Here is a 26,061-nt window from a genome sequence, read left to right as displayed (position 1 = left end):
ACCTCCGCGGCCCCGCCCCGGATCCTCTCCCCCGCACCCTCACCGCGCCCCCTCACCCCGCCCCCAGCACCACCGTCCCCGACGAGCAGAACCAGCCCCCCGTCCCCGACGCCACCGCCAGTCGCGGCGGCGAGCCGTCGCCCCGCCGCACCTGGCGTTCCCCGCACTCGCCGCGCAGCTGCCGGACCGCCTCCACCAGCAGGAACAGCCCCCGCATCCCGGGGTGCTGGGCCGACAGCCCGCCCCCGTCGGTGTTCACCGGCAGCTCACCGCCCTCGACCCGCAGCCGCCCCTTCTCCACGAACGCCCCGCCCTCGCCCTTGCCGCAGAAGCCGAGGTCCTCCAGCGTCACCAGCGTCATGTAGGTGAACGCGTCGTAGATCTCGGCGACCTCGATCTCCGACGGCCGCACCCCCGCACGCTCGAACGCCAGCCGCCCGCTCACCGCCGCCGGCGAGACCGTGAAGTCCGGCCACTCGGACATCGCCGCGTGTGACAGGGACTCCCCGCTCCCCAGCACCCACACCGGCGACGTACGGCAGTCCCGTATGTACTCCTCGGCCGCCAGCAGCACCGCCGCCCCGCCGTCGGAACGGACGCAGCAGTGCAGCTTGGTGAAGGGGTCCGCGACCATCGGCCCGGACAGCACCTCGTCGACCGTGACCGGCGTGCGGAACATCGCCTCCGGGTTCAGGGCCGCGTTGGCCCGGGCCTGCACCGCCACCTCCGCCAGCTGCTCGATCGTCGTGCCGTACTCGATCATGTGGCGGCGGGCCGCCATGGCGTACTTGGCGATCAGGGTGTGGCCGTACGGGACCTCGAACTGCATGGGGCCCCGGGTGCCGAAGGACAGTGTTCCGGTGCGGCGGCCGGCTCTGACGTCCGCCCGGGCCGTCGAGCCGTAGACGAGCAGCACCGCGCGGGCGTGCCCGGCCGTGATCGCGTCCGCCGCGTGCGCCGCCATGACCTCCCACGTGGAGCCGCCCACGGAGGTGGAGTCGACCCAGGTGGGGCGCAGGCCGAGGTACTCGGCGACCTCGACGGGCGCGAGTGTGCCGAGGCCCGCCGAGGCGAAGCCGTCGACCAGCGACCGGTCCAGGCCCGCGTCCGCCAGGGCGCGGCGGGCCGCCTGGGCGTGCAGTGCGTACGGGGTCGCGTCGTCCACCCGGCCGCAGTCCGAGAGGGCCACGCCGACGACGGCCACTTTCCTCCGCGCCACCATGAATCTGACGGTACATCAGATTGCCGTGGGCGCGGCAGGGCTCTGGGCTTCCCTGTTCCGTCGCCCTAATATGACGCACCGTCAGATGCGGAGAGAGGTACCTCATGGACGCCCGCTTCACCGACGAACAGGACGAGATCCGCCGCACCCTGCGCGAGCTGCTCGGCAAGCGGTGCGGTCCGGAAGAGCTGCGGGCCGCCGTCGACACCCCGGCGGGACACGACCCCGCCCTGTGGACCACCCTCGCCGAGCAACTCGGCCTGCCCGGACTGGCCCTCCCCGAGACCTACGGCGGCGTCGGCTGCACGGTGACCGAACTGGCCCTGGCCTGCGAGGAGACGGGCCGCACCCTCGCCCCCACCCCGCTGCTCGCCACCGCAGTCCTCGTCGCCCCGCTGCTGCTCGCCCTCGGCACCGACGCCCAGCGCGCCGAACTCCTGCCCCGCGTCGCCTCCGGCGGACTCACCGCCGCCCTCGCCGTACCGGGGCCCGCTCTCGCCACCGTCCTCGCGCTCACCGGCCACGACCGGCACGGGGCGTGGGTCGGCGGGGGACGGGCCGGGGGCGTCCAGGCCCGGCGGGCCGAGGGCGGCTGGCAGCTGTACGGGCAGGTCGACCAGGTCCTCGACGGGCACAGCGCCCGGTTGCTCGTGGTCGCGGCGCACACCGGGGGGTTCGCCCGCTCCCGCGTCCTGCTCTTCCTGGTGCGCGGTGACGCCACCGGGCTCACCCGCGTACGGCAGACCGCGCTGGACGCCACCCGCCCGCAGGGCCGGATCCAACTGCGCCACGTACCCGCCGAGTTGCTGGGCGACGAAACCGCCGACGCCCTCCCCGCCCTCGCGCGGCTCGGCCACACCGCCGCCGCCTGCCTCGCCACCGAGGCCGTGGGAGCGGCCGGCCGGGTGCTGGAACGGACTGTCGAGTACGTCGGGCAGCGCGAGCAGTTCGGGCGGCCGGTCGGCTCCTTCCAGGCGGTCAAGCACCGGCTGGCCGACGCGTACGTCCAGGTCCAGGCGGCCCGCTCGGCGGCGTACTACGCGGCCTGGGCGTCCGCCGCGGAAGCCACCGCAACCACACGTGCCACCACCGCACCCACAGCCGCCACCGCCACCGCACCCACAGGCGCCACCACCACCGCACCCACAGGCGCCACCGCCACCACCACCGCCACCGTCCGCGAGGAGACTGCCGGCGGTCTCGCCCTCGCCCAGGCGCTCGAGGCGCTGCGTCGCGCCGCCGCCGAGGGGATCCAGTTGCACGGCGGCATCGGCTTCACCTGGGAGCACGAGGCTCATCTGTACTTCAAGCGTGCCGCGGGCGACGAGCTGCTGTTCGGGCCGGTGCACCGGCTGCGGGCGCACGCGGCCGACGCGGCACACGTCTTCGAGGAGGCCGGCACATGAGGGGTGCGCGTGTGGTGCAGAAGGTGTCGTCGACCAGGGGTTTCGCCCGCGTGGCGCCGCACGTGGTGCCCGTCCTCGACCGCGCCGTCCACCGGCTCACCAGGGGAAAGGTGCTGCTCAGCGCGCAACTGCTCCCCGGGGTGGTGCTGACCTCGACCGGGGCGCGGAGCGGGCTGCCCCGCCGTACCCCCCTGGCCTGCATGCCCGAGGGCGACGGGCGCGGCTGGATCCTCGTCGGGTCCAACTTCGGGCGGCCCGGGCACCCCGCCTGGAGTCACAACCTGCTCGCACATCCCGACGCGGAGATCAGCTGGAAGGGCCGGGACGTCCCGGTCACGGCCCGGCTGCTGGCCGGGGAGGAACGAGCGGCGGCCTGGCAGGCGCTGCTGCGGTTCTGGCCGCCGTACGCGGCGTACCAGGCGCGGGTGGAGCGGGAGATCCGGGTGTTCCGTCTCGTACGGCGGTAGCGCCGACGCGGAGAGCGCGACAGGCGGTGGTCCACCCGGGTGGACCACCGCCTGCCAGACAGGACGTGGGTAGGTAAGAGGCTGTCGCGCCGCGCTATTTCGTCGGCTTCCGGCCGGTGACGCCCAGGTGCACCAACAGGGCGAGGTTCGGCTTCAGTTCGGCCTGCTTCACGCCCCAGGAGGAGAAGCCCTTCTGGTGGGAGGCGACGGCCGCGAGCATCGCGACCAGCGAACCGGCGACGGCCGCCGGGTTCACGTCCTTGTCGACCCTGCCCTTGGCCTGGAGCTCGGCGACGGCGTCCGCCAGGGAGTTGTTCACCGAGTTGAGGATCTTCATCCGGAGTTTGTAGAAGCGCTTGTCGCCCTCGGCGGCACCGAGATCGACGACCCGGAGGATGGCGTCGTTCTTGCGCCAGAACTCCAGGAAGCCGTCGACGAGTTCCTGGGCCGTCTGCCATCCGGCCTTGCCGGCCCAGGAACGGCCCTCCAGGAGCTCCGTCAACGCGGCGCCCTCGGTGGCCATTTGCTCGGCGATCTCCAGGACGGCGCCCTCGACGTCCGGGAAGTACTGGTAGAAGGTCGCGGGCGAAGTGCCCGCTTTCCGGGCGACATCGATGACTTTGACGTCCCGGTACGGGGAGGAGCTGAGCATCTCGCTGAGGCAGTCGAGCAGCTTCTGCCGGGTCGCCTGCCCACGTCGGCCGGCCACGCGGCCGTCGACGGTACGCACTTGTCCTGTCATGCCGTCAGCTTACCGAGGCGGGATCGGGGCGCGATTCGGCCGACTGCAAATGGGGTGCAGGAGAGTGCCGGGGCTGGTGTGCCTGGTCTGCGGGGTGCGGCAGTCACGGTTACGTTGGCGGCATGGCCGAAAACAGGGCATCGGTGTACGGAGAGGGCGTCCCCTGCTGGGTGGACGCGCAGCTGCGCGACGTCGAGGCGGGCAAGCGGTTCTACGGTGAACTTTTCGGGTGGACCTTCGAGGACGCGTGGTTCGGCTCCTTCACCGAGGCGCTGAAGGACGGCGAACCGGTGGCCGCCCTGGTCCGCAAGGTGGACGGGCGGCTGCCCACCGTCTGGACGGTGTACTTCGCGACCCCGGACGCCCCGGCGCTGGCCCGGCGCATCCGGGACGCGGGCGGGCAGATCGTCTCGGCGCCGGTGCCGGCCGGGGACCTGGGCGTCACCGCGCTCGTCACCGACCCCGAGGGCGCCGTCTTCGCCCTGTGGCAGCCGGAGGAGCACCCCGGCTTCGGCAAGCGGCACGAGCCGGGCACCTTCGCCTGGGCCGAGCTGTACGCCCGGGACACCGAGGCGGCCAACACCTTCTACGGCGACCTCTTCCGGGAGGCCCTGTTCGGGCCGGACGCCGAGCCCGATTTCGGCCGCGCCCCCGTCTCCGACGTGTACCCGGCCGAGATGCCGCCCCACTTCCTCGTGCACTTCGCCGTCGAGGACGTGGCGGCCACGCTGGAGGACGTGACGCGGCTCGGCGGCCGGGTCCAGGTCCCGCCCTTCGAGACGTCGTACGGAGAGGTCGCCGTCGTCACGGACAATCAGGGGGCGTCCTTCGCGCTGCTGCACCGCTGACCAGGCAGGATTTGGACAGCGTTTGATCTCTTCTGTGCCGAGACATCCCAATTGTCACCGGGTTCGCAACCGGGGCTCCGGCCAGGAAGAATCAGGGTGCGTGCCGCCATGGCGGTGCGGTGGTGAGACGCTGCACGAAGGTCGCGTGGAACATGTGGCTTGGCGCGGCTCGTACGGGGAGGTGGCAGGCAGAGTGGTGGATCAGCTGACGCAGCACGATCCGCGGCGGATCGGGCCGTTCGAGGTGCTGGGACGGCTGGGTGCCGGCGGCATGGGGCTGGTCTATCTCGCGCGTTCGGCGTCCGGCCGGCGCGTGGCGATCAAGACCGTCCGCACGGAGCTGGCCGAGGACCAGCTGTTCCGGGTCCGCTTCACGCGTGAGGTGGAGGCGGCCCGGGCCGTCTCCGGCTTCTACACGGCCGCGGTCGTGGACGCCGACCCGCGCGCCGCCGTGCCGTGGCTGGCCACCGCGTACGTCCCCGCCCCCTCCCTCGAGGAGATAGTGAACGACTGCGGCCCGATGCCGGCCCAGGCGGTGCGCTGGCTGGCGGCGGGCGTGGCCGAGGCGCTCCAGTCCATCCACGGCGCGGGCCTGGTGCACCGGGACCTCAAGCCGTCCAACGTCCTCGTCGTCGAGGACGGCCCCCGGGTGATCGACTTCGGTATCGCGTCCGGCGTGTCGAACACACGTTTGACGATGACGAACGTCGCCGTCGGCACCCCCGCCTACATGTCGCCCGAGCAGGCCAAGGACTCCCGCAGCGTCACCGGCGCCAGCGACGTCTTCTCCCTCGGCTCGATGCTGGTCTTCGCCGCCACCGGACACCCGCCCTTCCACGGCGCCAACCCGGTCGAGACGGTCTTCATGCTGCTGCGCGAGGGCCCGGACCTGGAAGGCCTCCCGGACGAACTGCGTCCGCTCATCGAGTCCTGTATGCAGATGGACGCGACGGCCCGCCCCAACCCGGCCGACCTCCAGTCCCAGCTGGCCCCCCACCTCTTCGGCTCCGGCTCCGACGACAGCGGCACGGCCTCCGCGTGGCTGCCCGAGCGGGCGGTGAGCCTGATCGAGTCCCGCCGCAACGGCCGCCCGGCCGGCAAGCCCGCCCCCGGCGCGGGCCGCAGCGGCGGCGGACGCCCCGCTCCCGGCCCCGCGCCCATCCCGCCCCCGCCCTCGCACGACCCCGTCGTCCCGGTGCCCGTGCCCGTGCCCGCGCCCGCCGGCAGCCCCGACACCGGCCCGGTCCGTCTCGCCGGTGCCCCGGTGCCCATCGGCCCGGGCCCGCGCGTCGCCGACGTGCGCGCCGCCGCCGTCATGGCGCCCCGGCCGGAGGCCGCCCTCGCCGCCTCCTGGTCCAAGCCCCGCCCCGGCGTCAACGGCACGGACCCCGCCGTCGGCCCCGCCGTCACCACGCCTCCCGCCCCGGCCGCGCCGCCGGAGCAGGCCGGGGGCTGGCGGCCCTGGCGGTTCCGCATGTCCAACGACGTCTGGGGCACGCCCTCGGTCGCCGACGACCTGGTCTACGTCACCTCCTTCGAGGTGCACGCCCTGGACGTCGCCACCGGCCGCCGCCGCTTCAAGACCCGGGACGTCGCCTGGTCCATGGCGGTCGCGGACGGCCGTATCCACGCCTCCGACGGGCCCACGCTGTTCGCCCTGGACGCCCGTGAGGGCGCCGACCTGTGGCGGTTGCAGACGGACGCCTGGGTCTACACGCTCCAGGCCGGCCGCGGCACCGTCGTCACCGGCACCCGCGGCGGCGGCGTCCAGGGCTGGGAGGCCTCCGGCGGCCAGAAGCTCTGGGAGATCACCGGCTGCCAGTCCGACTTCGAGTCCCCCGAGGCCGGGCCCGCCCTGCACGACGGCACGGTCTACGTGTGGCAGGACGCCCGGCTGCGTGCCCTGGACGCCCGCACCGGCGAGGAGCGCTGGTCGTACCCGATCGGCGACGCGGCCTCCTGTGGCGGTGTGCCGATCCGGCTCACCCAGGCCACCGACGGCTACGTCTACGTCTGCGCCGGCACCCGCGTCCTCGCCCTGGACGTAGCCGCCGGGCACGTGAAGTGGCACTTCGAGGCCCCGGCCGTGTTCCTCTGCCCGCCCACCTTCGTCCCCGGCCCGGCCGTCACCGGCGGCGGCATCTACCTCGCCGACTACCTCGGCACGGTCTACGCCCTCGACGCCACCGACGGCCGCGACCGCTGGCGCATCGCCACCGAGTCCCGTGCCTCCGTCGACCCCGTGCTGGTCGCCGCCGGCCATGTCCACGTGGGCAGCGGCAAGGGCCTCTACACCCTCGACGCGGTCACCGGCACGCCCAAGTGGCGCTTCCAGGCGGGCGGCGACATCGTGGGCGCCCCCTCGGTGGCCGAGGGCCGGATCCACTTCGGCTCCACCGACCACCTGCTCTACACCCTGAAGGCCGACGACGGACGGCTGCGCTGGAAACTCGCCACCGGCGGCGAGATCACCGGCTCCCCGGTCGTCCGGGACGGGGTGGTGTACGCGTGCAGCAAGGACCGCTGTGTGTACGCACTGGACGCGGAGAAGGGCACGGGCACGGCGCGCACCGCCTGACCGGCCCGGGACGGCCGTCGTACCGGCCTGCGGAAGGGGTTCCAGACGGCGGCCGTCGCTCGTCGGGAAGCGGCCCGTTCACCGCTTCCACCCACGACGCTACGCCGGGTACGTGCCGGTCGCCAGGCAGTGACATGGCCGTGACAGGGGATCGCTAGGCTCTCCGCCATGCAGACACGGGGGCGCGGGCTCAGGTTCACAGCGGTGCTGGTCCTGGTGGTGCTGGCACTGACCGGATTCTCCTCCGGCCGGGGCCGCGGCGGCAGCCACGGTCACCGCAGCGGAGGCGGCGGCGGGTGCAGCAGCTCCAGCCAGGACCACGACAGTTCGAGGTCGTCGACGTCGAGCGGCGGCTCGTACGGCTCCAGCAGTTCGAGCGGCGGCTCCTACGGCTCCGACGACGACGATGACTACTACGGCAGCAGCAGCGGCAGCAGCGGTGGCAGCTCCTACACCCGCAGGCCGGGCTACGGCTCCACGCCGACGTCCTCCTCCGGCTCCGGCAGCCGCAAGGCGCTGAAGGACGGCACGGCGCGGCTGGTGAGCTGCGCGACCTCCGCCCGGCCGTACGCGACCGTCGAGGTGAGCAACCCCAACGGCCGCAAGGCCGACTTCTCCGTCTCGGTCACCTTCGAGGACGCCCAGGGCATCACCGTCGTCAGCCGGTACGGGGATGTCACGGTTCCCGCGAACGGCAGGGCCACCGTCGACGTCCGGGTGGGCGGCGGCACGGGCCTGGTGGACTCGGTCGACCACTGCGAGGTCGACCGCCAGGCCCTCGTCGACGACTGACCAAACCGGGGCTCAGCCCCGCAGCTCCGTCAGGAAGTCGATCAGCGCCTCGTTCACCTCGGCGGGCCGCTCCTGCTGCGTCCAGTGGCCGCAGCCCGGCAGCACGAGCGGCTTGCGGCGCAGGTTCGGCATCAACTCCGGCAGCCGGTCGATCAGTTCGGGCGTGCCCGGGAAGGCCGGGACCAGGTCCCGGTCGCCGTACACGTACAGCGAGGGCGGGGAGACGACCGCGCCCTGCCAGGGGGCGGTCAGCTCCCAGTTGCGGTCCAGGTTGCGGTACCAGTTGAGCGCGCCGGTGAAGCCCGGCTCGAAGCTCTCGGTGAGCACGTCGAGGTCGTCCTCGGTCAGCCACTCCGGCAGCACCTCGGGGTTCGGCGCGTCCGTGAGCCAGCCGCGCTCCAGGTCGACCAGGGCCTGCTCGGGGCGCCCGGCGTCCGGCGCGTCACCGGAGGCGGAGTACAGCAGCTTGCGCAGGGTCGTGCGGGTGTCGGCGGCGAACTCGGCGTCCGCGGCGCCGGGCCGGTTGAAGTAGTTCCAGTAGAAGCGGCCCTCGAACCGCTCCTGCATGGTCTGAAGCGGGGGGCGGCTGCCGCGGAACGGCGGCGGCACGCTCAGCCCCGCCACCCCGCGCACCACGTCCGGCCGCAGCAGCGCGGTGTGCCAGGCCACCGGCGCGCCCCAGTCGTGGCCGACGACGAACGCCCGCTCCTCGCCCAGCGCGTGGATCAGCCCGACCACGTCTCCCACCAGGTGAAGGATGCTGTAGGCGGACACGTCCTCGGGGCGGTCGCTGCCGCCGTATCCGCGCTGGTCGGGCGCGACCACCCGGAAACCGGCCTCGGCCAGCGGACCGAACTGGTGCCGCCAGGAGTGCCAGGACTCCGGGAACCCGTGCAGCAGCACCACGAGCGGGCCCTCGCCCTGCTCCGCGATGTGCAGCTGTATGCCATTGACGTCGATCATCCGATGCTCAACCACACCCCGAGCATACGCATGTATGAGGAAACGACTTTTACCGGCGCAACCGGTACTCCCGCGACCGCTCGCCGAACAACCGGGCCTGCCGCTCGCCCGCCGCGTTCCCGAGTGCGATGAGGTGCGGCGCCTGCGCGACCCCCTGCGAGCGCCCCGCCTCGCTCGCGGCCCACAGCGCCCGCACGGTTCCCTGGACGGCCTCGGTCGGATAGCCGGCGAGAACCTCGGCGCACGAGGTCGCCGCGCCCAGGGCCTCGCCCTCCGCCACGAGCTCCGACACCAGCCCGACCTCGTACGCCCGCCGGGCCGAGATCCGTTCCGCCGTCCCCATCAACGCCATCCGCGCGACCTCCCCGTACGGCATGCGCTGTGCCATCAGGACGGACTCGTAGGCGCTGACCATGCCGTAGGTGGTGTGCGGGTCGAAGAAGGTGGCGGTGGTGTCCGCGACGAGGAACTCGGCCTCGCCCAGCAGGTAGAAGGCGCCCCCGCAGGCCATGCCGCGCACCGCGGCGACGACCGGTTTCCACAGGTCGTTCGCCTTGGGGCCGATGACGAGCAGCGGATCGTCCTGCGCGTAGGGCGAGTTCGGCTGCGGGACGACGGCATCCCGGTCGATGCCGGTGCAGAAGGCGCGTTCTCCGGCCCCGGTGAGGACGATCGCGCGCACGGCGTCGTCGAACCGCAAGTCGTGCCAGGTGGAGGCCAGTTCGTCGGCCATGGCGAGGTCGACGGCGTTGAGCCGCTCGGGCCGGTTCAGCGTCACCACGGCGACCCCGCTGTCCCGGTCGGCCCGCACGAGCACGCTGCTCATGGCCGCTCCGGAACCCACTGGGGAAGGCCGTCGTGGAAGACCGCCCGCACCCGGGCGCCGATGCGCACGTTCTCCGGCGGGAAGGCGCCGAGCGGCTGCCCGGCCCCCGCGACCAGGTTGCCCACCAGCCGGACGCGAGGCGCCTCGTCCAGCTCGACGACGACCACGTTGTACGGCGCCCGCGCCGCGTAGTCGGGCAGCAGCGGCGGATGGGCGACGACGTACGACCAGACCCGGCCCCGCCCTGACACCGCACGCCACTCGCTCTCGAAGGACTGGCAGTGCGGGCAGCAGGGCCGGGGCGGGAAGCGGAGTTCCCCGCAGCCGCCGCAGGCCTGGACGCGGAGTTCACCCCGCGCGGCGTACTCCCAGAAGGGGGCGCCGTCGGTGTCGGGGACGGGACGCAGCATGAACGGCTCCTCAACTCCTCAGCAGCAGGGCGGAGGTCGGGACCCCTTCCCCGGCGGTGACCAGACAGGCGGAGGCTCCCGGCACCTGCGCGGTACTGGTCCCGCGCAGCTGCCTGACCCCCTCGTTGATGAGGTTGAATCCATGCACATAGGCCTCGGACAGACCGCCCCCGGCGGTGTTCACCGGCAGCAGCCCGCCGGTCTCCAGCGCCCCGCCCTCGGTGAACGCCCCGCCCTCGCCGCGCCCGCAGAAGCCGTAGCCCTCCAGGGAGAGCAGGACCAGGGGCGTGAAGGCGTCGTAGATCTGGGCGACGTCGACGTCCTCGGGGGCCAGGTCGGAGTGTTTCCACAGATGCCGGGCGGCGCTCCAGGCGGGGCCGGTGAGGGGGTCGTCGTTCCAGTAGTTGACCATGCCGTGGTGCTGGGCGGGGAGCGACTGGGCGACGGAATGGACGTAGACGGGCCTGCGCCGGCAGTCGCGGGCGCGCTCGGCGGAGACCACGACGCACGCCAGCGCCCCGTCCGTCTCCAGGCAGTTGTCGAACAGGCACAGCGGCTCGCTGATCCAGCGGGAGGTCATGTACATCTCGCGGGTCAGGGGGCGGTCGTACATGATCGCGGCGGGGTTCTGGTTGGCCCGGTTGCGGCAGGCCAGGGCGACGTTGAACAGGTGATCGCGGGTGGCGCCGTACTCGTGCAGGTAACGGCGGGTGAGCATCGCGATCTCGTCGGCGGGCCTCAGCAGCCCGTAGGGGCGGGTCCACTGGGCCGGGGTCGGGAGCTGGACGGTGGTGTTGGTCCAGGGCCGTGGTCCGCTGCCCCGTTTGCGGGACCGCCAGGCGACCCCGACGCTCGCCTGCCCGGCCGTGATGGCGGCGGCGAGATGGGCGACGGTGGCACACGAACCGCCGCCGCCGAAGCCGACCTTGCTGAAGAAGGTGAGGTCGCCGAAGCCGCAGGCCTTCGCCAGCTCCACCTCGTCCGTCTCCTCCATGGTGTAGGAGGCGAGGGCGTCGACCTCGCCGGGCGCGATCCCGGCGTCGTCGAGAGCGGCCAGGACGGCCCGGCAGGCCAGGGTGCGTTCGTCCTCCGGGAGCCGTTTGGCGAAGGGCGTCTGGCCTATGCCGACGAGAGCGGTGGCGTCCTTGAGGCCTCCCGATCCTGCTGCCATGCTGCGCGCACCTCCGGGGCCGAACGGTCACTGACAGGTCGTCAGATTACAGATAATCTGACGGGTGGTCAGCTCCTATCGCGTGGGGAGGCGTGCTGTGCGAGCGGATACGGCATGGGAAAGCGTTCCGGACCTGGTCAGGGCGGCGGCCGAGCGCTACGCGGACGTCGAGGCGGTCGTCGAGGGCCGCAGCCGCGTCACCTACGCGGAACTCGGCGCACGCGTGGAGCGCGCCGCGGCGGCCTGCCTGGCCACCGGCGTCGAACCGGGCGACCGGGTCGCCATCTGGGCCCCCAACTCCCTCGACTGGATCGTGGCGGCCCTGGGCGCGGTGACGGCGGGCGCGGTCCTCGTGCCGCTGAACACCCGGTTCAAGGGCGCCGAAGCCGCGGACGTGCTGCGCCGCAGCGGCGCCCGACTGCTGTTCGTGACGGGCACGTTCCTCGGAACGTCGTACGTGGCGTCCCTGCGCAGGGCCGCCGGAGACGGCCCGGGCACCGGCCCCCTGCCCCGTCTGCCCGCCCTGAAGCACGCGGTCGTCCTCTCGAAGGACGCCCCGGCCGGCTTCCTGACCTGGAAGGACTTCCTGGTCGGCGGGGAGGGGGTGGGAACGGCGTACGTACGCGACAGGTCGGCGGCCGTGCGGGGGACCTGGCCCTCGGACATCATCTTCACCTCGGGCACCACCGGCCGCCCCAAGGGCGCGGTCATCACTCACGACCAGACCCTGCGCGCCTACGACATCTGGGGCGACCTCGCGGGTCTCACCCGGGGCGACCGCTATCTGATCGTCAACCCCTTCTTCCACACCTTCGGCTACAAGGCCGGGGTGATCGCCTGTCTCATGCGGGGCGCGACGATGATCCCCCAGCCGGTGTTCAGCGTGAACACGGTCCTGGCCAACATCGCCGCCGAACGGGTCTCCGTACTCCCCGGCCCCCCGACCCTCCTCCAGTCGCTCCTGGACCACCCCGCACGCGACGCCCACGACCTCTCGGCCCTCCGCCTCGTGGTGACGGGAGCGGCGGTCGTGCCGCTGCGCCTGGTGGAACGCCTGCGCACCGAACTCGGCATCGGCACGGTCCTCACGGCCTACGGCCTCTCCGAGGCGAGCGGCATCGTCACGATGTGCCGGCGCGGCGACGACCCGACGGTCATCGCGTCCACGTCGGGCCGCGCCGTCCCCGGCACGCGGATCCGGGTCGTGGATCCCGAGAACCGGCCCCTGGAACCCGGCCTGCCCGGCGAGGTCCTGGTGCGCGGCTTCAACGTCATGTCCGGCTACTACGAGGACGAGCAGGCCACCGCCGAGGTGCTGACCCCCGACGGCTGGCTGCGCACCGGCGACATCGGCGTCCTGGACGCGGCGGGAAACCTGCGCATCACCGACCGCCTCAAGGACATGTTCATCGTCGGAGGCTTCAACGCCTACCCCGCCGAGATAGAGCAGCTGCTGGGCCTGCACCCGGACGTGGCCGACGTGGCGGTGATCGGCGTACCGGACGCCCGGCTCGGCGAGGTCGGCCGGGCCTACGTCGTGCGATGCCCCGGCGCCCTGCTGACCGCCGACGACCTGATCGCCTGGTCCCGCAGGGAGATGGCGAACTACAAGGTCCCGAGAACGGTGGAGTTCGTCGCCGAGCTGCCGCGCAACGCGAGCGGGAAGGTCGTGAAGGGCGCCCTGCGGGACTCGGTCACCGGCTGAGCGGCAGGGCCGGAGTGCCGGTGACCGACATCATGAGCGAGTACAGGGTGGTGTCGGCTGCGATGAACAGCCGGTTGCGCCGGGCGCCGCCGAACCGCACGTTGGCGACGGTGCCGGGCACCAGGATGCGGCCCAGGAGCGTGCCGTCGGGGTCGTAGCAGTGCACGCCCCCGTCCATGGCGGCGGCCCAGAGCCGCCCCTCGTCGTCGAACCGGATGTTGTCGAAGTTGCCCTGCGCGCACGCGGTGAACACCTCACCCCCGGAGAGCGAGATCCCGTCCTCGCTCACGTCGAAGACGCGGATGTGGTTGGCGACGCTGTCGGACACGAACAACCGCCGCTCGTCCGGCGAGAAGACCAGCCCGTTGGGCCCCTGGAACCCGTCGGCGACCAGCCGCACCTCGCCGCTCGCCGGGTCGACCCGGTAGACGTTCCGGGCACCGATCTCACTCTCGGCGCGATGTCCCTCGTAGTCGGTGGCGATCCCGAACTCGGGGTCGGAGAACCACACCGACCCGTCCGACCTCACCACGGCGTCGTTCGGGCTGTTGAGCCGCTTGCCCCGGAACCGCTCGGCGATCACGGTGACCGAGCCGTCGTGCTCGGTCCTGGTCACCCGCCGATTGCCCTGCTCGCAGGTGACGAGACGCCCCTGGACGTCCAGGGTGCTGCCGTTCGGGTACCCGGCGGGGGAGCGGAACACCCCGACGGCCCCGGTGGTCTCGTCCCACCGCAGCAGCCGGTCGTTGGGGATGTCGCTCCACACGAGGTACCGCCCGGCGGGCATGTACACGGGCCCCTCGGCCCACCGGCACCCCTCGTAAAGGGCCTCCAGCCGCGAGTCCCCCGCCTGACAGCGCCCCGTCCGGAACCGCTCGTCGAGGGTCTCGTAGAGATGGGGCTGCTCGCCGGGCATGGGGCCGCCTTCATGAGTGGGCCGACTGGTGATCTGCGCGAACCCACTATCGCGCGCCGCGGCCGGCGGCGCACCACGCCGAGCCGACGGCGCTCCGGGCCGGTATGGTAAGTGGTATGGCAACGAAGAAGTACACCGTGACGCTGCCGGAGGAGCTCGCCGAGGAGATCCGGCAGGAGGTCGGGTCCGGCGGCTTCAGCGCCTATGTGACGCGGGCCATAGAGCGCCAGCGGGAGCAGGACCGGTTGGGTGAGCTGGTGACCTGGCTGGAGCACGAGCACGGCTCCGTCACCGAGGCCGAACTCGCGTCGGCCGAGGCCGAGCGCAGGGAATTCGAGCGCCACTTCACCGAGCAGGGAACGGGGACCGGGGAGCGGGACCGGAGGGCGAGCTAGTGGTGCCGTCCTGCTACGTGCTGGACTGCGAGGCGCTGTCCCGGGCCGTTCTCGGCGAGCGGGTGATGCTCGCGCGGCTCAAGGACGCACACCGCTCCGGGATCCGCGTCGTGACCAGCTCGATGACGCTGATCGAGGCCTACCACGGCCGGGTGAGGCGCGCGGCCTGGGCGTGGGCGATGTCGCGTGTCGTGGTGGAACCCGTGACACGCGAGGTCGCCGACGCCGCTGTCACCCTGCTCCAGGAAACGGGTCTGCACGGCCACAAGCACGCGATCGACGCGGCCCTGGCCGTGATCGCGGGCCGGCAGCCCGCAGGTGTGGTGCTCTTCACGTCCGACGAGGACGACATGGGAAAGCTGTGCGGGCCGGGCGTGCGGGTCGTTCCGCTGTGACATGACGGCACCTGCCCACGGACACACCTCGGCCGCGACGGCTCCCCCTCCGCGCCGCCGCGGCCGAACCCCGTGTAACGGTGGCTTACTTCGTCGGCTTGAAAGGCTCCGACGTGGCGTGCAGGTCCTTCGTCTCCAGCGGCTCGTCCGTGGCGTGCAGGTCCTGCTTCTTGACGGCGCCCTCGTCCGTGGCGTGCAGGTCCTGCGTCGCCGGCGGCTCGTCCGTGGCGTGCAGGTCCTGCGGCTTGAGCTGGTCGCCCATGATCGTCAACTCCCCTTGGCATGGATCAAGCAGTGCGGTCGGCGGGACCGCCCGGTCACTCCCCCGAGGATGGCCGGGCGGTCCCGCCCGGGCCGCTCGCCCCGAACGACCGGAGCGAGGCCCGTGCGGTGACCCGTCTGCCCCCCGACGCGACGGATCGACTGCGTCCATCATGGCGTCGGGGGATAAACGAATGATGAACGCCCCGGCTCGTCGCTTCAGGCCGCCTGCACCGGGGACAGCAACGCACGCACCTCGGCGGCCTCGGGCGAGCCCAACTCGTCGTAGATTCCGGCCGCTTCCTGCCAGCAGACCTGGGCCCGTCCGGTCTGGCCGATGCCGCTCAGCGCGCGTCCGAGGACCGTGAGGACGTTGCCCCGCCGCCACTCCCCGCCGATCCCGCGGAGGACCGTGAGGGCCATCTCGGCGTTGGCGGCGGCCCGCGCCGCACGCCGGGCGGCGAGATCCACCTCGGCCAGCCGGAACAGACTCATGCCCTCCCAGAGGCGCTGCCTGCTGTCCCGGAACACCTCCAGCGCCTCCTGGAGCCGCTCGGCGGCGCTGTGCAGCTCCCCGCTCTGGGTGAGGGCGAGCCCGAGGGCGTAGCGGGCGTTCGCCCCGCGCAGGGAGTTGCCCATGGCGTCGTAGATGTCGATGCCCTCCTGGGCCAGCGCGACCGCGCTCTGGGTGCGCCCGGTCGCGAGATGGATCCGGGAGAGGTTGCAGAGCGCGGCGGCCACCCCGGGGCGGTCGCCCAGGGCCCGGAAGTGCTCGATGGCCCGGGAGAGGTGCTCCTCGCCGTCCGCGTGACGGTTCTGGTAGAGCGCGATGATGCCGCGCGCGTTGCGCGCCCAGCAGACGGGGAGCAGGTCGTCGGACTCCCGCGCGAGGCGGATGGCCCGTTCCGCCTCCTCCTCGGCCCGTTCGAAGCGGCCGCTCACGTGATGGACGTTGACGAGCGTCATCAGCGCCCGGGCCTCCGCCCGGCCGAGGCCCTGCGACCGGGCCGCGCCGACGAGCGCCTGGGCGGTCGCCTCGTACTCCTTGGAGTTGGCCCCCGACTCGGAGAGGTCGTGCGCCGCCCACAGCATGTCGATCGCCCGCGGGAGGGTCTCGGGCCGCCCCGCGGCCTGCCGTACGCAGGCGAGGAGGCAGATGGCCTCCGCGTACAGCCAGTCCTGCGCCGCGTGCCGGTTGTCGAACCGCAGCCCCGGGTACGACGTGGGCTCCAGGTGATCCACCAGCCGGTCCCCCGGCCGCTCGATCGCGTACACCCCGGCCGCGGACGCCAGGTAGAAGTCCAGCAACCGGGACAGCGCCGAGCCGCGTTCGCTCGGGGGGAGTTCGTCCCGTTCCGCGCAGGCACGCGCGTAGAGCCGCACCAGGTCGTGGAAGCGGTAGCGGCCGGGGGCCGCCGATTCGAGGAGCGAGGTGTCCACGAGGGACTCCAGCAGGTCCTCCGTGTCCTCCGCCGGCAGGTCCAGGACCGCCGCCGCGGCGGCCAGGGAGATGTCGGGGCCGTCCGCGAGGCCCAGCAGGCGGAACGCGCGGGCCTGGGCGGGTTCCAGCTGGCCGTAGCCGAGCTCGAAGGTCGCCTTGACGGCCAGGTCGCCGGCCTGGAGCTCGTCCAGGCGGCGGCGCTCGTCGGCGAGCTTCGCCGCGAGGACCGACACCGTCCAGGTACGGCGGGCCGCCAGGCGGGACGCCGCGATACGGATGGCCAGCGGCAGGAAACCGCAGGCCGCGACGACGTCGAGCGCGGCCTTCCGCTCGGACGCCACCCGTTCCTCGCCCACGATCTTCGTGAACAGCGCCAGCGCCTCGTCCGGGGACATCACGTCGAGGTCGATCAGGTGGGCGCCCGCCAGGTCCAGCATCCGCACCCGGGAGGTGACCAGCGCGGCGCAGCCGTCCGTGCCGGGCAGCAGGGGGCGCACCTGGGCGGCGTCCCGGGCGTTGTCCAGCAGGACCAGCACCCGGCGCCCGGCGAGGACCGAGCGGTAGAGGGCCGCGCGTTCCTCCAGGGAGTCGGGGATCGCCGAGTCGGCCGTGCCGAGGGCGCGCAGGAAGGAGCCCAGCACCGTCTCCGGCTCCGCCACCCGGGCACCCGCGCCCTGGAGGTCGACGTAGAGCTGTCCGTCCGGGAACGCCGCGCGCGCCCGGTGCGCCACGTGCACCGCCAGGGTCGTCTTGCCGACGCCGCCGATGCCGGCCAGGGCCGAGACCGCCATGACCCGGCCCTCGGCGGAGGCCAGGATGTCGCCGAGCTCCCGCACGAAACCGGAGCGGCCGGTGAAGTCCGGGACCGTCGCGGGCAGTTGTGCCGGGCGGACCGGGACGGTGGCCGGCTCGGGCGCGGGGGAGGAGGGCTCCGCCAGTCCGGGGTCGGCCTGGAGGATCCGCTGCTGGAGCTCGCTCAGGCCGGGGCGCGGGTCCACGCCCAGTTCGTCGGCGAGCAGGCGGCGGGTGTCGGCGTAGACGGCCAGTGCCTCGGCCTGGCGGCCGCTGCGGTAGAGCGCCAGCATCAGGAGCTCGCGGAGCCGCTCCCGGAGCGGATGGGCCGCGGTGAGGGCCGTGAGCTCCGAGACGGCCTCGGCGTGGCAGCCCTGCTCCAGGTCCATGTCCAGGCGCGATTCGACGAGTTGGAGCCGCCACTCCTCCAGCCGGACGCGCTGGGTCTGCGCGTACGGGCCCGGCACTCCGGCCAGGGTCTCCCCGTCCCACAGGGCGAGGGCGCGGCGCAGGGTTTCGCGGGCGTGGCAGAGGTCGCCCGCGGAGCGGGCCTTCTCCGCCTCGGTCGCCAGGTCCTGGGCGACGGTGAGGTCCAGGGCGTCCTCGGCGAGGTCGCGGACCGCGTAGCCGCCGGACTCGCTGACCAGGACCGCGGAGGCGGTGGCAGCGGTGCCGCCCGGCCGGCGGGCCTCGCCGCCGGGGTCCAGCACCTTGCGCAGGCGGGAGGCGTACGTGCGTACCGCCGCCAGCGCCTGCGAGGGCGGTTCCTCGCCCCACAGGGCGTCGATCAGCTCCGCGGCCGTGGCGGTGCGGCCCTCGCGCAGCAGCAGGGCGGCCAGCAGGGCGCGTTGCTGGGGGGACCCGGTGGTGACCGGCTCGTCACCGCGCCAGGCGCGCACGGGCCCGAGCACGCTGAAGCGCAGAGCGGCGGACTCGGCCGGCCGCTCCGCCACCGGCGTCGTCGACGGCTCCGACGGCGTCGGCGTGGAGTCGGGACGCCGCTGCTCCGGTACGCGCGGCACACCGTCCGGTACACCGTCCATGCAGTCCCCCTAGACATCCTGAGCAACCACGCCAGTTTGCCTTGTTGACGGCGGATACGTCAGCCGTGGGAGACACCGATCACAGGGCGGCACACGGGAGTCCACCAGGTCTGCACACTCTCTCCGCACCCACCCGGCCGAGTCGGGTGAACCACGCCATCACGGCCGGAGACCGACCTCCGCAGGCATAGCTGACGCACCGTCAGATCAGCGCTACCGTGAGCGCCATGGACACCCACGACAGCACGTTTCCGCTGATCATCTCCGTGGACGACCACACCGTCGAGCCCGCGAGCGTCTGGCAGGACCGGCTTCCGGGGAAGTACCGGGAGGTCGGACCGCGTATCGTCCGGGCCCCCGTGAAGGAAATGACGTTCCTGGGAGGCCGCTTCAAGCCGGTCATGGGGCAGCCCGGGGACGACGGGCCGGTCGGGGACTGGTGGGTCTACGAGGAGCTGCGGCGGCCCCTGACGCGGCTCGACACCGCCGTGGGGTACGACAGGGACGAGATCAAGCTCGAGGTCATCACGTACGAGCAGATGCGGCCCGGGTCCTACGACGTCACCTCCCGCCTCGCCGACATGGACGTCAACCACGTCCAGTCCGCCCTGTGCTTCCCCACCTTCCCGCGCTTCTGCGGCCAGACCTTCACCGAGGCCAAGGACCACGAACTGGGCCTGCTCTGCGTGCGCGCCTACAACGACTGGATGGTGGAGGAGTGGTGCGGCCCGGACGCGCACGGGCGGCTCATACCCCTGCCCCTCATCCCCCTCTGGGACGCCGAGCTGGCGGCGGCCGAGGTCCGGCGCAACGCCGCCCGCGGGGTCCGTGCCGTCGCCTTCTCCGAGATACCGCCGTTCCTCGGGCTGCCCTCGATCCACACCGACGGCTGGGACCCGTTCCTCCGGGCGTGCGACGAGACCGGGACCGTCGTCGCCATGCACATCGGCTCCAGCAGCCGCATGCCGTCCACCTCCGCCGACGCCCCGCCCGCCGTCGGCTCCACCATCACGTACGCCAACTGCTGCTTCTCCATGGTCGACTGGCTGATGAGCGGCAAGTTCGAGCAGTTCCCGAACCTCAAGGTCATGTACGCCGAGGGGCAGATCGGCTGGATCCCCTACATCCTGGAGCGGGCCGACGTGGTGTGGGAGGAGAACCGCGGCTGGGGCGGCGTCGCCGACAAGGTGCACCGGCCGCCGTCCGAGCTCTTCGCCGAGCACGTCTACGGCTGCTTCTTCGACGACGCCTTCGGACTGCGCAACCTCGACTCCATCGGCGTCGGCAACGTCCTCTACGAGACCGACTACCCCCACTCCGACTCCACCTGGCCCAAGTCCCGCGAGGTCGGCGAGGCGCAGATGGGGCACCTGGAGCCCGACGTGGTCGAGCGGATCGTCCGCGGGAACGCCATCGAGCTGCTCGGGCTGACGGCCGAGGGGCTGTGGCCGGGCGGCGCCGGTGACGCGCGGTGAACCTGCGGTACGGAATGCAGCTGCCCGTCCAGTCGCAGAGCACCCTCTACGCCGAGGGGTGGGAGGCGGAGGCCGGGCCGGACGACCTGCTGGAGATCGCCCGCGCCGCCGACCGGGCCGGGTTCGACTACCTGGCCGGCTGCGATCACGTCGGCATCCCGCGTCGCCTCGCCGCCGCCATGAGCACCGTCTGGTACGACCCCGTCGCCACCCTCGCGTTCCTCGCCGCAGCCACCGCACGCGTCCGGCTGCTCAGCCATGTCGCGATCGTCGGGCTGCGGCACCCCCTGCTCACCGCCAAGCAGTACGCCACCCTCGACCACCTCTCGGGCGGTCGCCTGATCCTCGGGGTCGGTGCCGGGCACGTCCAGGAGGAGTTCGAGGCCCTGGGGGTGGACTTCCGGCAGCGCGGGCCCGTGCTCGACGAGTGTCTCGACGCCCTGCGTGCCGCTCTCGGGCCCGACGAGTTCCCCGAACACCACGGCAAGCTGTACGACTTCGAGGGGCTCGGGCAGCGGCCCCGGCCGGTGCAGGACCGGATCCCCGTCTGGGTCGGCGGTTCCTCACCGGCCGCCGTACGACGGGCCGCGCTCAAGGGCGACGGCTGGCTGCCGCAGGGGGATCCGAGGGACCGGCTGCCCGCGCAGGTCGCACGTATCAGGGAGCTGCGCGAAGGGGCCCGTGCCCAGGGGCCGTTCACCGTGGGCGCCATCGCCGAACCGCTCTACGTGGGCACGCCCCGGTGGGAGGTGGGGCGCCGGACCCTCACCGGGGGGCCGCAGGAGCTCGCCGAGTCGCTGCGGGCGTACCGGGCGATGGGCGTGCACCAGATCCAGGTGCGGTTCCGCAGCCGGAGCCGCAGTGAACTCACCGACCAGATCGCGGCGTTCGGCGCCGAGGTCGCCCCCGAGCTGTGAGGAGACCCCATGGGCAAGCTCGACGGACGGGTCGTCATCGTCACCGGCGCCGCACGCGGCCAGGGCGAGCAGGAGGCACGGCTGTTCGCGGCCGAGGGGGCCCGGGTGGTCGTCGCGGACGTCCTCGACGACCAGGGCGAGGCCCTCGCGAAGGAGATCGGCGCGCGGTACGTCCATCTCGACGTCGGCAGCGAGGACGACTGGCAGGCCGCCGTCACGGCCACCAAGGACGCTTACGGCCAAGTCGACGGGCTCGTCAACAACGCCGGCGTCCTGCGCTTCAACTCCCTCCTCGACACCCCTCTCGACGAGTTCATGCAGGTCGTGAGGGTCAACCAGGTGGGCTGCTTCCTCGGCGTCAGGACGGTCGCCCCGGAGATGGCCGACGGGGGCACGATCGTCAACACCGCGTCCTGCACGGGCCTGACCGGGATGGCCGCGGTGGGCGCCTACGCGGCGTCCAAGCACGCCGTCGTCGGGCTGACCCGGGTCGCCGCCCTGGAGCTGGCCGGGCGCGGGATACGCGTCAACGCCGTGTGCCCCGGGGCCATCGACACGGCGATGTCCAACCCGGCCCGGCTGGACCCGGGCGCCGACCTTGTGGAGACGGCGAAGGGCCTCGACCGGCTGTACCGCAAGCTGGTGCCGCTGGGCAGGGTCGGGCGGCCCGAGGAGGTGGCCAGGCTCGCGTTGTTCCTGACCTCGCAGGACTCCTCGTACATCACGGGGCAGCCGTTCGTGATCGACGGCGGGTGGCTGGCCGGGGTCAGCGTCATCTGACCTACCTGACGCACCGTCAGCTATTGACGCTCCCGGAGGGCGGTGGAACAGTCGGACCATGAATCTGACGCTCCGTCAGAAATGATGAACCGATCGTGGGGCGGTGAACCTCCTTGGAATTCGGCATCTTCGTTCAGGGATACGTCGGCAAACGGGCCGAGACCGACCCGCTCGCCGAGCACAAGGCGCTGATGGAGGAGACCGAGTACGTCATCCAGGCGGACAAGTCCGGCTTCAAGTACGCCTGGGCCTCCGAGCACCACTTCCTGGACGAGTACTCGCACCTGTCCGCCAACGACGTCTTCCTCGGCTACCTGGCCCACGCGACCGAGCGGATCCACCTGGGCTCCGGCATCTTCAACCCGCTGGCCCCGGTCAACCACCCGGTGAAGGTCGCCGAGAAGGTCGCGATGCTCGACCATCTCAGCGGCAACCGCTTCGAGTTCGGCAGCGGGCGGGGCGCCGGATCCCACGAGATCCTCGGGTTCATGCCGGGGGTGACCGACATGAACCACACCAAGGAACTCTGGGAGGAGACCATCGCCGAGTTCCCCAAGATGTGGCTCCAGGACGAGTACCAGGGCTTCCAGGGCAAGCACTGGTCGCTGCCGCCGCGGAAGGTCCTGCCGAAGCCGTACGGCGGGGCGCACCCGGCGATGTGGTACGCCGCCGGGTCGCCGCCGTCGTACGCCATGGCCGCGAAGAAGGGGCTCGGCGTGCTCGGCTTCAGCGTGCAGAAGGTCTCCGACATGGAGTGGGTGCTGGAGCAGTACAAGACGGCGATCGTGGACGCGGAGCCGGTCGGGGCCTTCGTGAACGACAACGTGATGGTGACGACCACGGCGATCTGCGCGCCGACCCATGCGGAGGCCGTGCGGATCGCGGCGAGCGGGGGGCTGCACTATCTGCCCTCGCTGGTGTTCCGGTACCACGACACGTTCCCGAGGCCCGAGGGGTTTCCCGTGTGGCCCGAGACGCTGCCGGAGTACACCGAGGAGTTCGTGGAGGTGCTCATCGAGGAGGAGTTGCTGATCTGCGGGGACCCGGACGAGGTGCTGCGGCAGTGCGAGCGGTGGGAGCGGGCCGGGGCGGACCAGTTGAGTTTCGGGTTGCCGGTGGGGGTGCCGAAGGAGGAGACGCTGCAGACGATCCGGCTGGTCGGGGAGTACGTGATTCCCAAGATCGATACGGATCCTGTGCATCGGACTTCGCGGTTCCGTCGAGGGGTTTGAGCGTCGTCGGGCGGGTGCGGGCAGGCCGTGGCTGATCGCGCAGTTCCCCGCGCCCCTGAGGTAGGACATCGCACCGGAGCTGAGAGGAAGCCCCCATGCTCGATCACGTCATCCAGGGCGCGACCGTCGTGGACGGGACGGGTGCCTCGGCATACACCGCCGACGTCGGCATACGAGACGGTCGGATCGCCGTCGTAGGGACGGTCACCGAGGGGGCACGGTCGGTCGAGGACGCCACCGGTCTCGTCCTCACCCCCGGCTTCGTCGACCCCCACACCCACTACGACGCCCAGCTCTTCTGGGACCCGTACGCCACGCCCTCGCTCAACCACGGGGTCACCACCGTCGCTGGTGGGAACTGCGGGTTCACTCTGGCGCCGCTGCACCCCGACCGGCCCGGGGACGCCGACTACACGCGGCGGATGATGTCCCGGGTCGAGGGCATGGCGCTGGTGGCGCTGGAGGAGGGCGCGCCCTGGAACTGGCATTCCTTCGGGGAGTACCTGGACGCCCTGGAAGGGCGGATCGCCGTCAACGCCGGGTTCATGGTGGGGCACTGTGCGCTGCGGCGGTACGTGATGGGGCCGGAGGCGGTGGGCGGGCAGCCGACTCAGGAGCAGCTCGCCGCGATGGTGCGGCTGCTGCGGGAGGCCATGGACGCCGGGGCGTGGGGGCTGTCCACCACCCAGTCGACCAGCCACTCCGACGGCGACGGGCAGCCCGTCGCCTCGCGGCACGCCCAGCCGGCCGAACTGCTGGCGCTGTCGCGCGCCGTCGGGGAGTGCGAGGGCACACAGATCGAGGCGATCGTCGCGGGCTGTCTGGATCAGTTCAGTGACGCGGAGATCGATCTGTTCGTGGAGATGAGCGCGGTGGCGGGGCGGCCCCTGAACTGGAACGTGCTGACCATCGACGCGGCCGTTCCCGAGCGCGTGCCCCGGCAGCTGCTCGCGAGCGAGCAGGCGAGGAAGGCGGGCGGCAGGGTCGTGGCGCTGACCATGCCGATCCTCACGCCCATGAACATGTCGCTGGGGACGTTCTGCGCGCTGAACCTCATCCCCGGGTGGGGGCCGGTGCTCGGGCTGCCCGTGCCCGAGCGGATCGAGAAGCTGCGGGATCCCGAGGTGCGGGCCGAGCTGCTGCGGCGGGCCCGGTCCAAGGAGGCGGGTGTCTTCCGGCGGCTGTCGAACTTCGGGCGGTACGTCATCGGCGACACCTACAGCGAGGCGAACGCCGGGCTCACCGGGCGCGTGGTGAACGACATCGCCGAGGAGCGCGGTCAGGAGCCCTTCGCCTGTCTGGTGGAGATCTGCGTCAACGACGGACTGCGCACGGTGCTGTGGCCGATGCCGACCGACAACGACCCGGCGTCCTGGACGCTGCGGGCTCAGACCTGGAGCCACGAGGACGTGCTGCTGGGCGGGTCCGACGCGGGCGCCCATCTGGACCGGATGTGCGGGGCGCCGTACACCACCCGGTTCCTCGGGGACTGCCTGCGGGGGCGGAAGCTGGTCGGTCTGGAGCAGGCCGTGAAGATGCTGACCGACGACCCGGCCCGGCTCTTCGGGCTGCGGGAGCGCGGGCAGGTGCGGGAGGGCTGGCACGCCGACCTGGTCCTGCTCGACCCGGAGCGGATCGACGCGGGCCCGGCCACCCTGGTGCACGACCTGCCGGGCGGCAGCCCCCGGCTGGACTCGCGGGCGCTCGGCGTACGGGCCGTCTGGGTCAACGGGGTCGAGGCGATCCGGGACGACGTGGTGACCGGGGCCGTACCGGGCCGGGTGCTGCGCTCCGGGCGGGACACGGAGACGGTGAGCACGCGGTGACGGCACGGCAGTCGCTGTTCGTCGGCGGCTCCTGGGTGGAGCCGGACGGCGGGCACTACGAGGTGATCGACCCGGCGGGCGAACAGACCGTCGGGTGGGCGCCGGAGGCCTCGCGGGATCAGGTGCTCGCGGCCTGTGCCGCGGCCCGCGAGGCCTTCGGGCCGTGGTCGCGCACCTCACCGGAGGAGCGGGCCGCGGTGCTCGGCCGGGCGGCGGGGATCATCGCCGGCCGGCTGACGGAGTACGCCGAACTGGCCCGGGCCGAGACCGGTGCGACGCTCGGCACCGCACGCGGCATGCAGGTCGGCGTCGCCGCCGCCCGCTTCCGGCGCTACGCGCGCGTGGAGCCCGCCGAGTGGGCGATCCCGCCCCAGATCAACGAGGCCGGGCCGATGGGGAAGGCCGCTGTGATCGGCGCCCTGGCCGTCCGTCAGCCCGTCGGGGTCGTCACCTGCGTCACCTCGTACAACAACCCCTGGGCCAACCCGGCCGGTAAGATCGCCCCCGCTCTGGCGATGGGCAACACGGTCGTGGTGAAACCCGCCCCGCAGGACCCGCTGTCGGTGTACCGGATGGCGCAGGCCCTGGAGGCGGCGGGCGTGCCGCCGGGCGTGGTGAACGTCGTCAGCGGATCCCGTACGGAGGTCGGCGAGGCGGCCGTGGCGTCGCCGGACGTCGACATGGTGAGCTTCACCGGCTCCACGGCGGTCGGGCAGCGCATCGCCGAGGTGTGCGGGCGCGGCATGAAACGGCAGCTGATGGAGCTGGGCGGGAAGGGCGCCGCGATCGTCTTCGACGACGCCGACCTGGGCTCGGCCGTCGCCGGGATCGGCACCACCTTCTCCTTCTACAGCGGCCAGATCTGCACGGCACCGACGAGGGTGCTGGCGCAGCGCGGGGTGTACGACCGACTGGCGGAGCAACTGGCCGCCTACGCCAGGAGGTTGAAGGTCGGAGACCCGGGCGAGCGGGACACCGTGGTCGGACCGGTGATCTCGGCGGCGCACCGGGACCGGGTGGAGTCGTACGTCGAACTGGGGCGCAAGGAAGGCGCGGTGGTGATGGTGGGCGGCGAACGCCCAGATTTTCCCAGCGGCTTCTACGTCGCCCCGACCCTCCTGGCGGACTGCACCCATGACATGCGCGTGGTCCGCGAGGAGATCTTCGGGCCGGTGGTGGCCGTCGTCCCCTTCGACGACGAGGAGGAGGGCATCGCGCTCGCCAACGACACCGACTACGGGCTCATCGACTACGTCTGGTCGGGCGACGTGGCCCGGGCCTTCCGGGTGGCGCGGCGGCTGCGGGCCGGAGGCGTCGGGGTCAACACGGTCGGGCGGAACATGGAGGCGCCGTTCGGCGGCTTCAAGAAGAGCGGGGTGGGCCGGGATGTGGGCTCGTACGCGCTGCACGCCTACAGCGAGGTGCAGGCGATCGTCTGGCCGGGGTGAGAGCGCGCCG

23 protein-coding genes are annotated in these 26,061 nt (G+C 72.5%); 14 read left to right on the top strand and 9 right to left on the bottom strand.

Translation table 11 applies throughout. From position 1 onward, the window contains the following. Positions 1-52: 52 nt before the first annotated feature. Positions 53-1,222, bottom strand: coding sequence for a thiolase C-terminal domain-containing protein (locus tag QOL88_RS17200; protein ID WP_097217265.1), 1,170 nt, complete (start codon positions 1,220-1,222; stop codon positions 53-55). A gap of 104 nt (positions 1,223-1,326) precedes the next feature. On the opposite strand from QOL88_RS17200, the gene QOL88_RS17195 reads away from it, so the two are divergent. Then, positions 1,327-2,628, top strand: coding sequence for an acyl-CoA dehydrogenase family protein (locus tag QOL88_RS17195; RefSeq protein ID WP_097217264.1), 1,302 nt, complete (start codon positions 1,327-1,329; stop codon positions 2,626-2,628). Beyond that, complete coding sequence (locus QOL88_RS17190; RefSeq protein ID WP_097217263.1) at positions 2,625-3,095, top strand: nitroreductase family deazaflavin-dependent oxidoreductase; 471 nt, start codon at positions 2,625-2,627, stop codon at positions 3,093-3,095. The genes QOL88_RS17195 and QOL88_RS17190 overlap by 4 nt, the downstream gene beginning before the upstream one ends. A 94-nt stretch (positions 3,096-3,189) precedes the next feature. Here the strand turns inward: QOL88_RS17190 and QOL88_RS17185 are convergent, their stop codons facing one another. Next, positions 3,190-3,837: a TetR family transcriptional regulator gene (locus tag QOL88_RS17185; protein WP_167345935.1), complete on the bottom strand. Its 648-nt coding sequence runs from the start codon at positions 3,835-3,837 to the stop codon at positions 3,190-3,192. Between the two features lie 122 nt (positions 3,838-3,959). Between QOL88_RS17185 and kbpA the strand changes: the two genes are divergently transcribed. From kbpA to QOL88_RS17170, 3 genes are all read left to right on the top strand, one after another. Continuing rightward, complete coding sequence (kbpA, locus tag QOL88_RS17180) at positions 3,960-4,685, top strand: AfsK-binding protein KbpA (RefSeq protein ID WP_179878884.1); 726 nt, start codon at positions 3,960-3,962, stop codon at positions 4,683-4,685. Between the two features lie 193 nt (positions 4,686-4,878). Then, positions 4,879-7,263: a protein serine/threonine kinase AfsK gene (gene afsK / locus QOL88_RS17175; protein WP_097217261.1), complete on the top strand. Its 2,385-nt coding sequence runs from the start codon at positions 4,879-4,881 to the stop codon at positions 7,261-7,263. A gap of 168 nt (positions 7,264-7,431) precedes the next feature. Continuing rightward, a complete protein-coding gene (locus tag QOL88_RS17170) occupies positions 7,432-8,055 on the top strand; it encodes a hypothetical protein (protein WP_097217260.1) in 624 nt (207 codons plus the stop codon). 12 nt (positions 8,056-8,067) lie between these two features. Here the strand turns inward: QOL88_RS17170 and QOL88_RS17165 are convergent, their stop codons facing one another. Genes QOL88_RS17165 through QOL88_RS17150 form a run of 4 tightly spaced genes read right to left on the bottom strand, consistent with a single transcriptional unit; the run spans position 8,068 to position 11,425 of the window. Continuing rightward, positions 8,068-9,018, bottom strand: coding sequence for an alpha/beta fold hydrolase (locus QOL88_RS17165; RefSeq protein ID WP_097217259.1), 951 nt, complete (start codon positions 9,016-9,018; stop codon positions 8,068-8,070). A gap of 49 nt (positions 9,019-9,067) precedes the next feature. Continuing rightward, entirely contained in the window at positions 9,068-9,844 is a 777-nt protein-coding gene (locus tag QOL88_RS17160) for an enoyl-CoA hydratase/isomerase family protein (RefSeq protein ID WP_097217258.1), read from the bottom strand. After that, complete coding sequence (locus tag QOL88_RS17155; protein ID WP_097217257.1) at positions 9,841-10,254, bottom strand: Zn-ribbon domain-containing OB-fold protein; 414 nt, start codon at positions 10,252-10,254, stop codon at positions 9,841-9,843. Before QOL88_RS17155 ends, QOL88_RS17160 begins: the two co-directional genes overlap by 4 nt. 10 nt (positions 10,255-10,264) lie before the next feature. Next, the gene (locus QOL88_RS17150) at positions 10,265-11,425 is read right to left on the bottom strand and encodes a lipid-transfer protein (protein WP_097217256.1); all 1,161 of its coding nucleotides are present in this window, start codon (positions 11,423-11,425) and stop codon (positions 10,265-10,267) included. A gap of 97 nt (positions 11,426-11,522) precedes the next feature. Between QOL88_RS17150 and QOL88_RS17145 the strand changes: the two genes are divergently transcribed. Then, complete coding sequence (locus tag QOL88_RS17145) at positions 11,523-13,130, top strand: FadD3 family acyl-CoA ligase (protein ID WP_097217255.1); 1,608 nt, start codon at positions 11,523-11,525, stop codon at positions 13,128-13,130. Here the strand turns inward: QOL88_RS17145 and QOL88_RS17140 are convergent. Next, on the bottom strand, positions 13,120-14,046 hold the full coding sequence (locus QOL88_RS17140; RefSeq protein ID WP_097217254.1) for an SMP-30/gluconolactonase/LRE family protein: 927 nt from the start codon (positions 14,044-14,046) through the stop codon (positions 13,120-13,122). The genes QOL88_RS17145 and QOL88_RS17140 overlap by 11 nt on opposite strands. Positions 14,047-14,162: 116 nt before the next feature. Between QOL88_RS17140 and QOL88_RS17135 the strand changes: the two genes are divergently transcribed. Further along, a complete protein-coding gene (locus QOL88_RS17135; RefSeq protein ID WP_097217253.1) occupies positions 14,163-14,441 on the top strand; it encodes a hypothetical protein in 279 nt (92 codons plus the stop codon). 65 nt (positions 14,442-14,506) lie between these two features. Then, positions 14,507-14,836, top strand: a complete 330-nt coding sequence (locus tag QOL88_RS17130) for a hypothetical protein (RefSeq protein WP_373559345.1) — start codon at positions 14,507-14,509, stop codon at positions 14,834-14,836. A gap of 85 nt (positions 14,837-14,921) precedes the next feature. Here the strand turns inward: QOL88_RS17130 and QOL88_RS17125 are convergent, their stop codons facing one another. Both QOL88_RS17125 and afsR read right to left on the bottom strand, forming a co-directional pair. Continuing rightward, positions 14,922-15,098: a hypothetical protein gene (locus QOL88_RS17125; RefSeq protein WP_179878883.1), complete on the bottom strand. Its 177-nt coding sequence runs from the start codon at positions 15,096-15,098 to the stop codon at positions 14,922-14,924. A gap of 218 nt (positions 15,099-15,316) precedes the next feature. Then, positions 15,317-18,373: an SARP-family global regulator AfsR gene (gene afsR / locus QOL88_RS17120; RefSeq protein ID WP_283445898.1), complete on the bottom strand. Its 3,057-nt coding sequence runs from the start codon at positions 18,371-18,373 to the stop codon at positions 15,317-15,319. A gap of 227 nt (positions 18,374-18,600) precedes the next feature. On the opposite strand from afsR, the gene QOL88_RS17115 reads away from it, so the two are divergent. The 6 genes from QOL88_RS17115 (at position 18,601) to QOL88_RS17090 (ending at position 26,051) form a co-directional block, all read left to right on the top strand. After that, positions 18,601-19,848, top strand: coding sequence for an amidohydrolase family protein (locus QOL88_RS17115; protein ID WP_097217251.1), 1,248 nt, complete (start codon positions 18,601-18,603; stop codon positions 19,846-19,848). Positions 19,849-19,862: 14 nt separating this feature from the next. Further along, entirely contained in the window at positions 19,863-20,765 is a 903-nt protein-coding gene (locus QOL88_RS17110; protein WP_097223042.1) for a TIGR03619 family F420-dependent LLM class oxidoreductase, read from the top strand. Between the two features lie 9 nt (positions 20,766-20,774). Next, positions 20,775-21,545: an SDR family NAD(P)-dependent oxidoreductase gene (locus QOL88_RS17105; RefSeq protein ID WP_097217250.1), complete on the top strand. Its 771-nt coding sequence runs from the start codon at positions 20,775-20,777 to the stop codon at positions 21,543-21,545. A 113-nt stretch (positions 21,546-21,658) separates the two neighbouring features. Next, positions 21,659-22,777 (top strand): LLM class flavin-dependent oxidoreductase, encoded by a 1,119-nt coding sequence (locus tag QOL88_RS17100; RefSeq protein WP_097217249.1) that lies wholly within the window; start codon positions 21,659-21,661, stop codon positions 22,775-22,777. Between the two features lie 95 nt (positions 22,778-22,872). After that, on the top strand, positions 22,873-24,603 hold the full coding sequence (locus QOL88_RS17095) for an N-acyl-D-amino-acid deacylase family protein (protein WP_097217248.1): 1,731 nt from the start codon (positions 22,873-22,875) through the stop codon (positions 24,601-24,603). Next, complete coding sequence (locus QOL88_RS17090) at positions 24,600-26,051, top strand: aldehyde dehydrogenase family protein (protein ID WP_097217247.1); 1,452 nt, start codon at positions 24,600-24,602, stop codon at positions 26,049-26,051. The genes QOL88_RS17095 and QOL88_RS17090 overlap by 4 nt, the downstream gene beginning before the upstream one ends. Positions 26,052-26,061 lie beyond the last annotated feature (10 nt).

The organism is Streptomyces sp. Ag82_O1-12 (assembly GCF_900182715.1).
Lineage (GTDB): Bacteria > Actinomycetota > Actinomycetes > Streptomycetales > Streptomycetaceae > Streptomyces > Streptomyces massasporeus.
The sequence above is the reverse complement of the archived record's forward strand: the minus strand, read 5'-3'. Positions and strand labels throughout refer to the sequence as shown.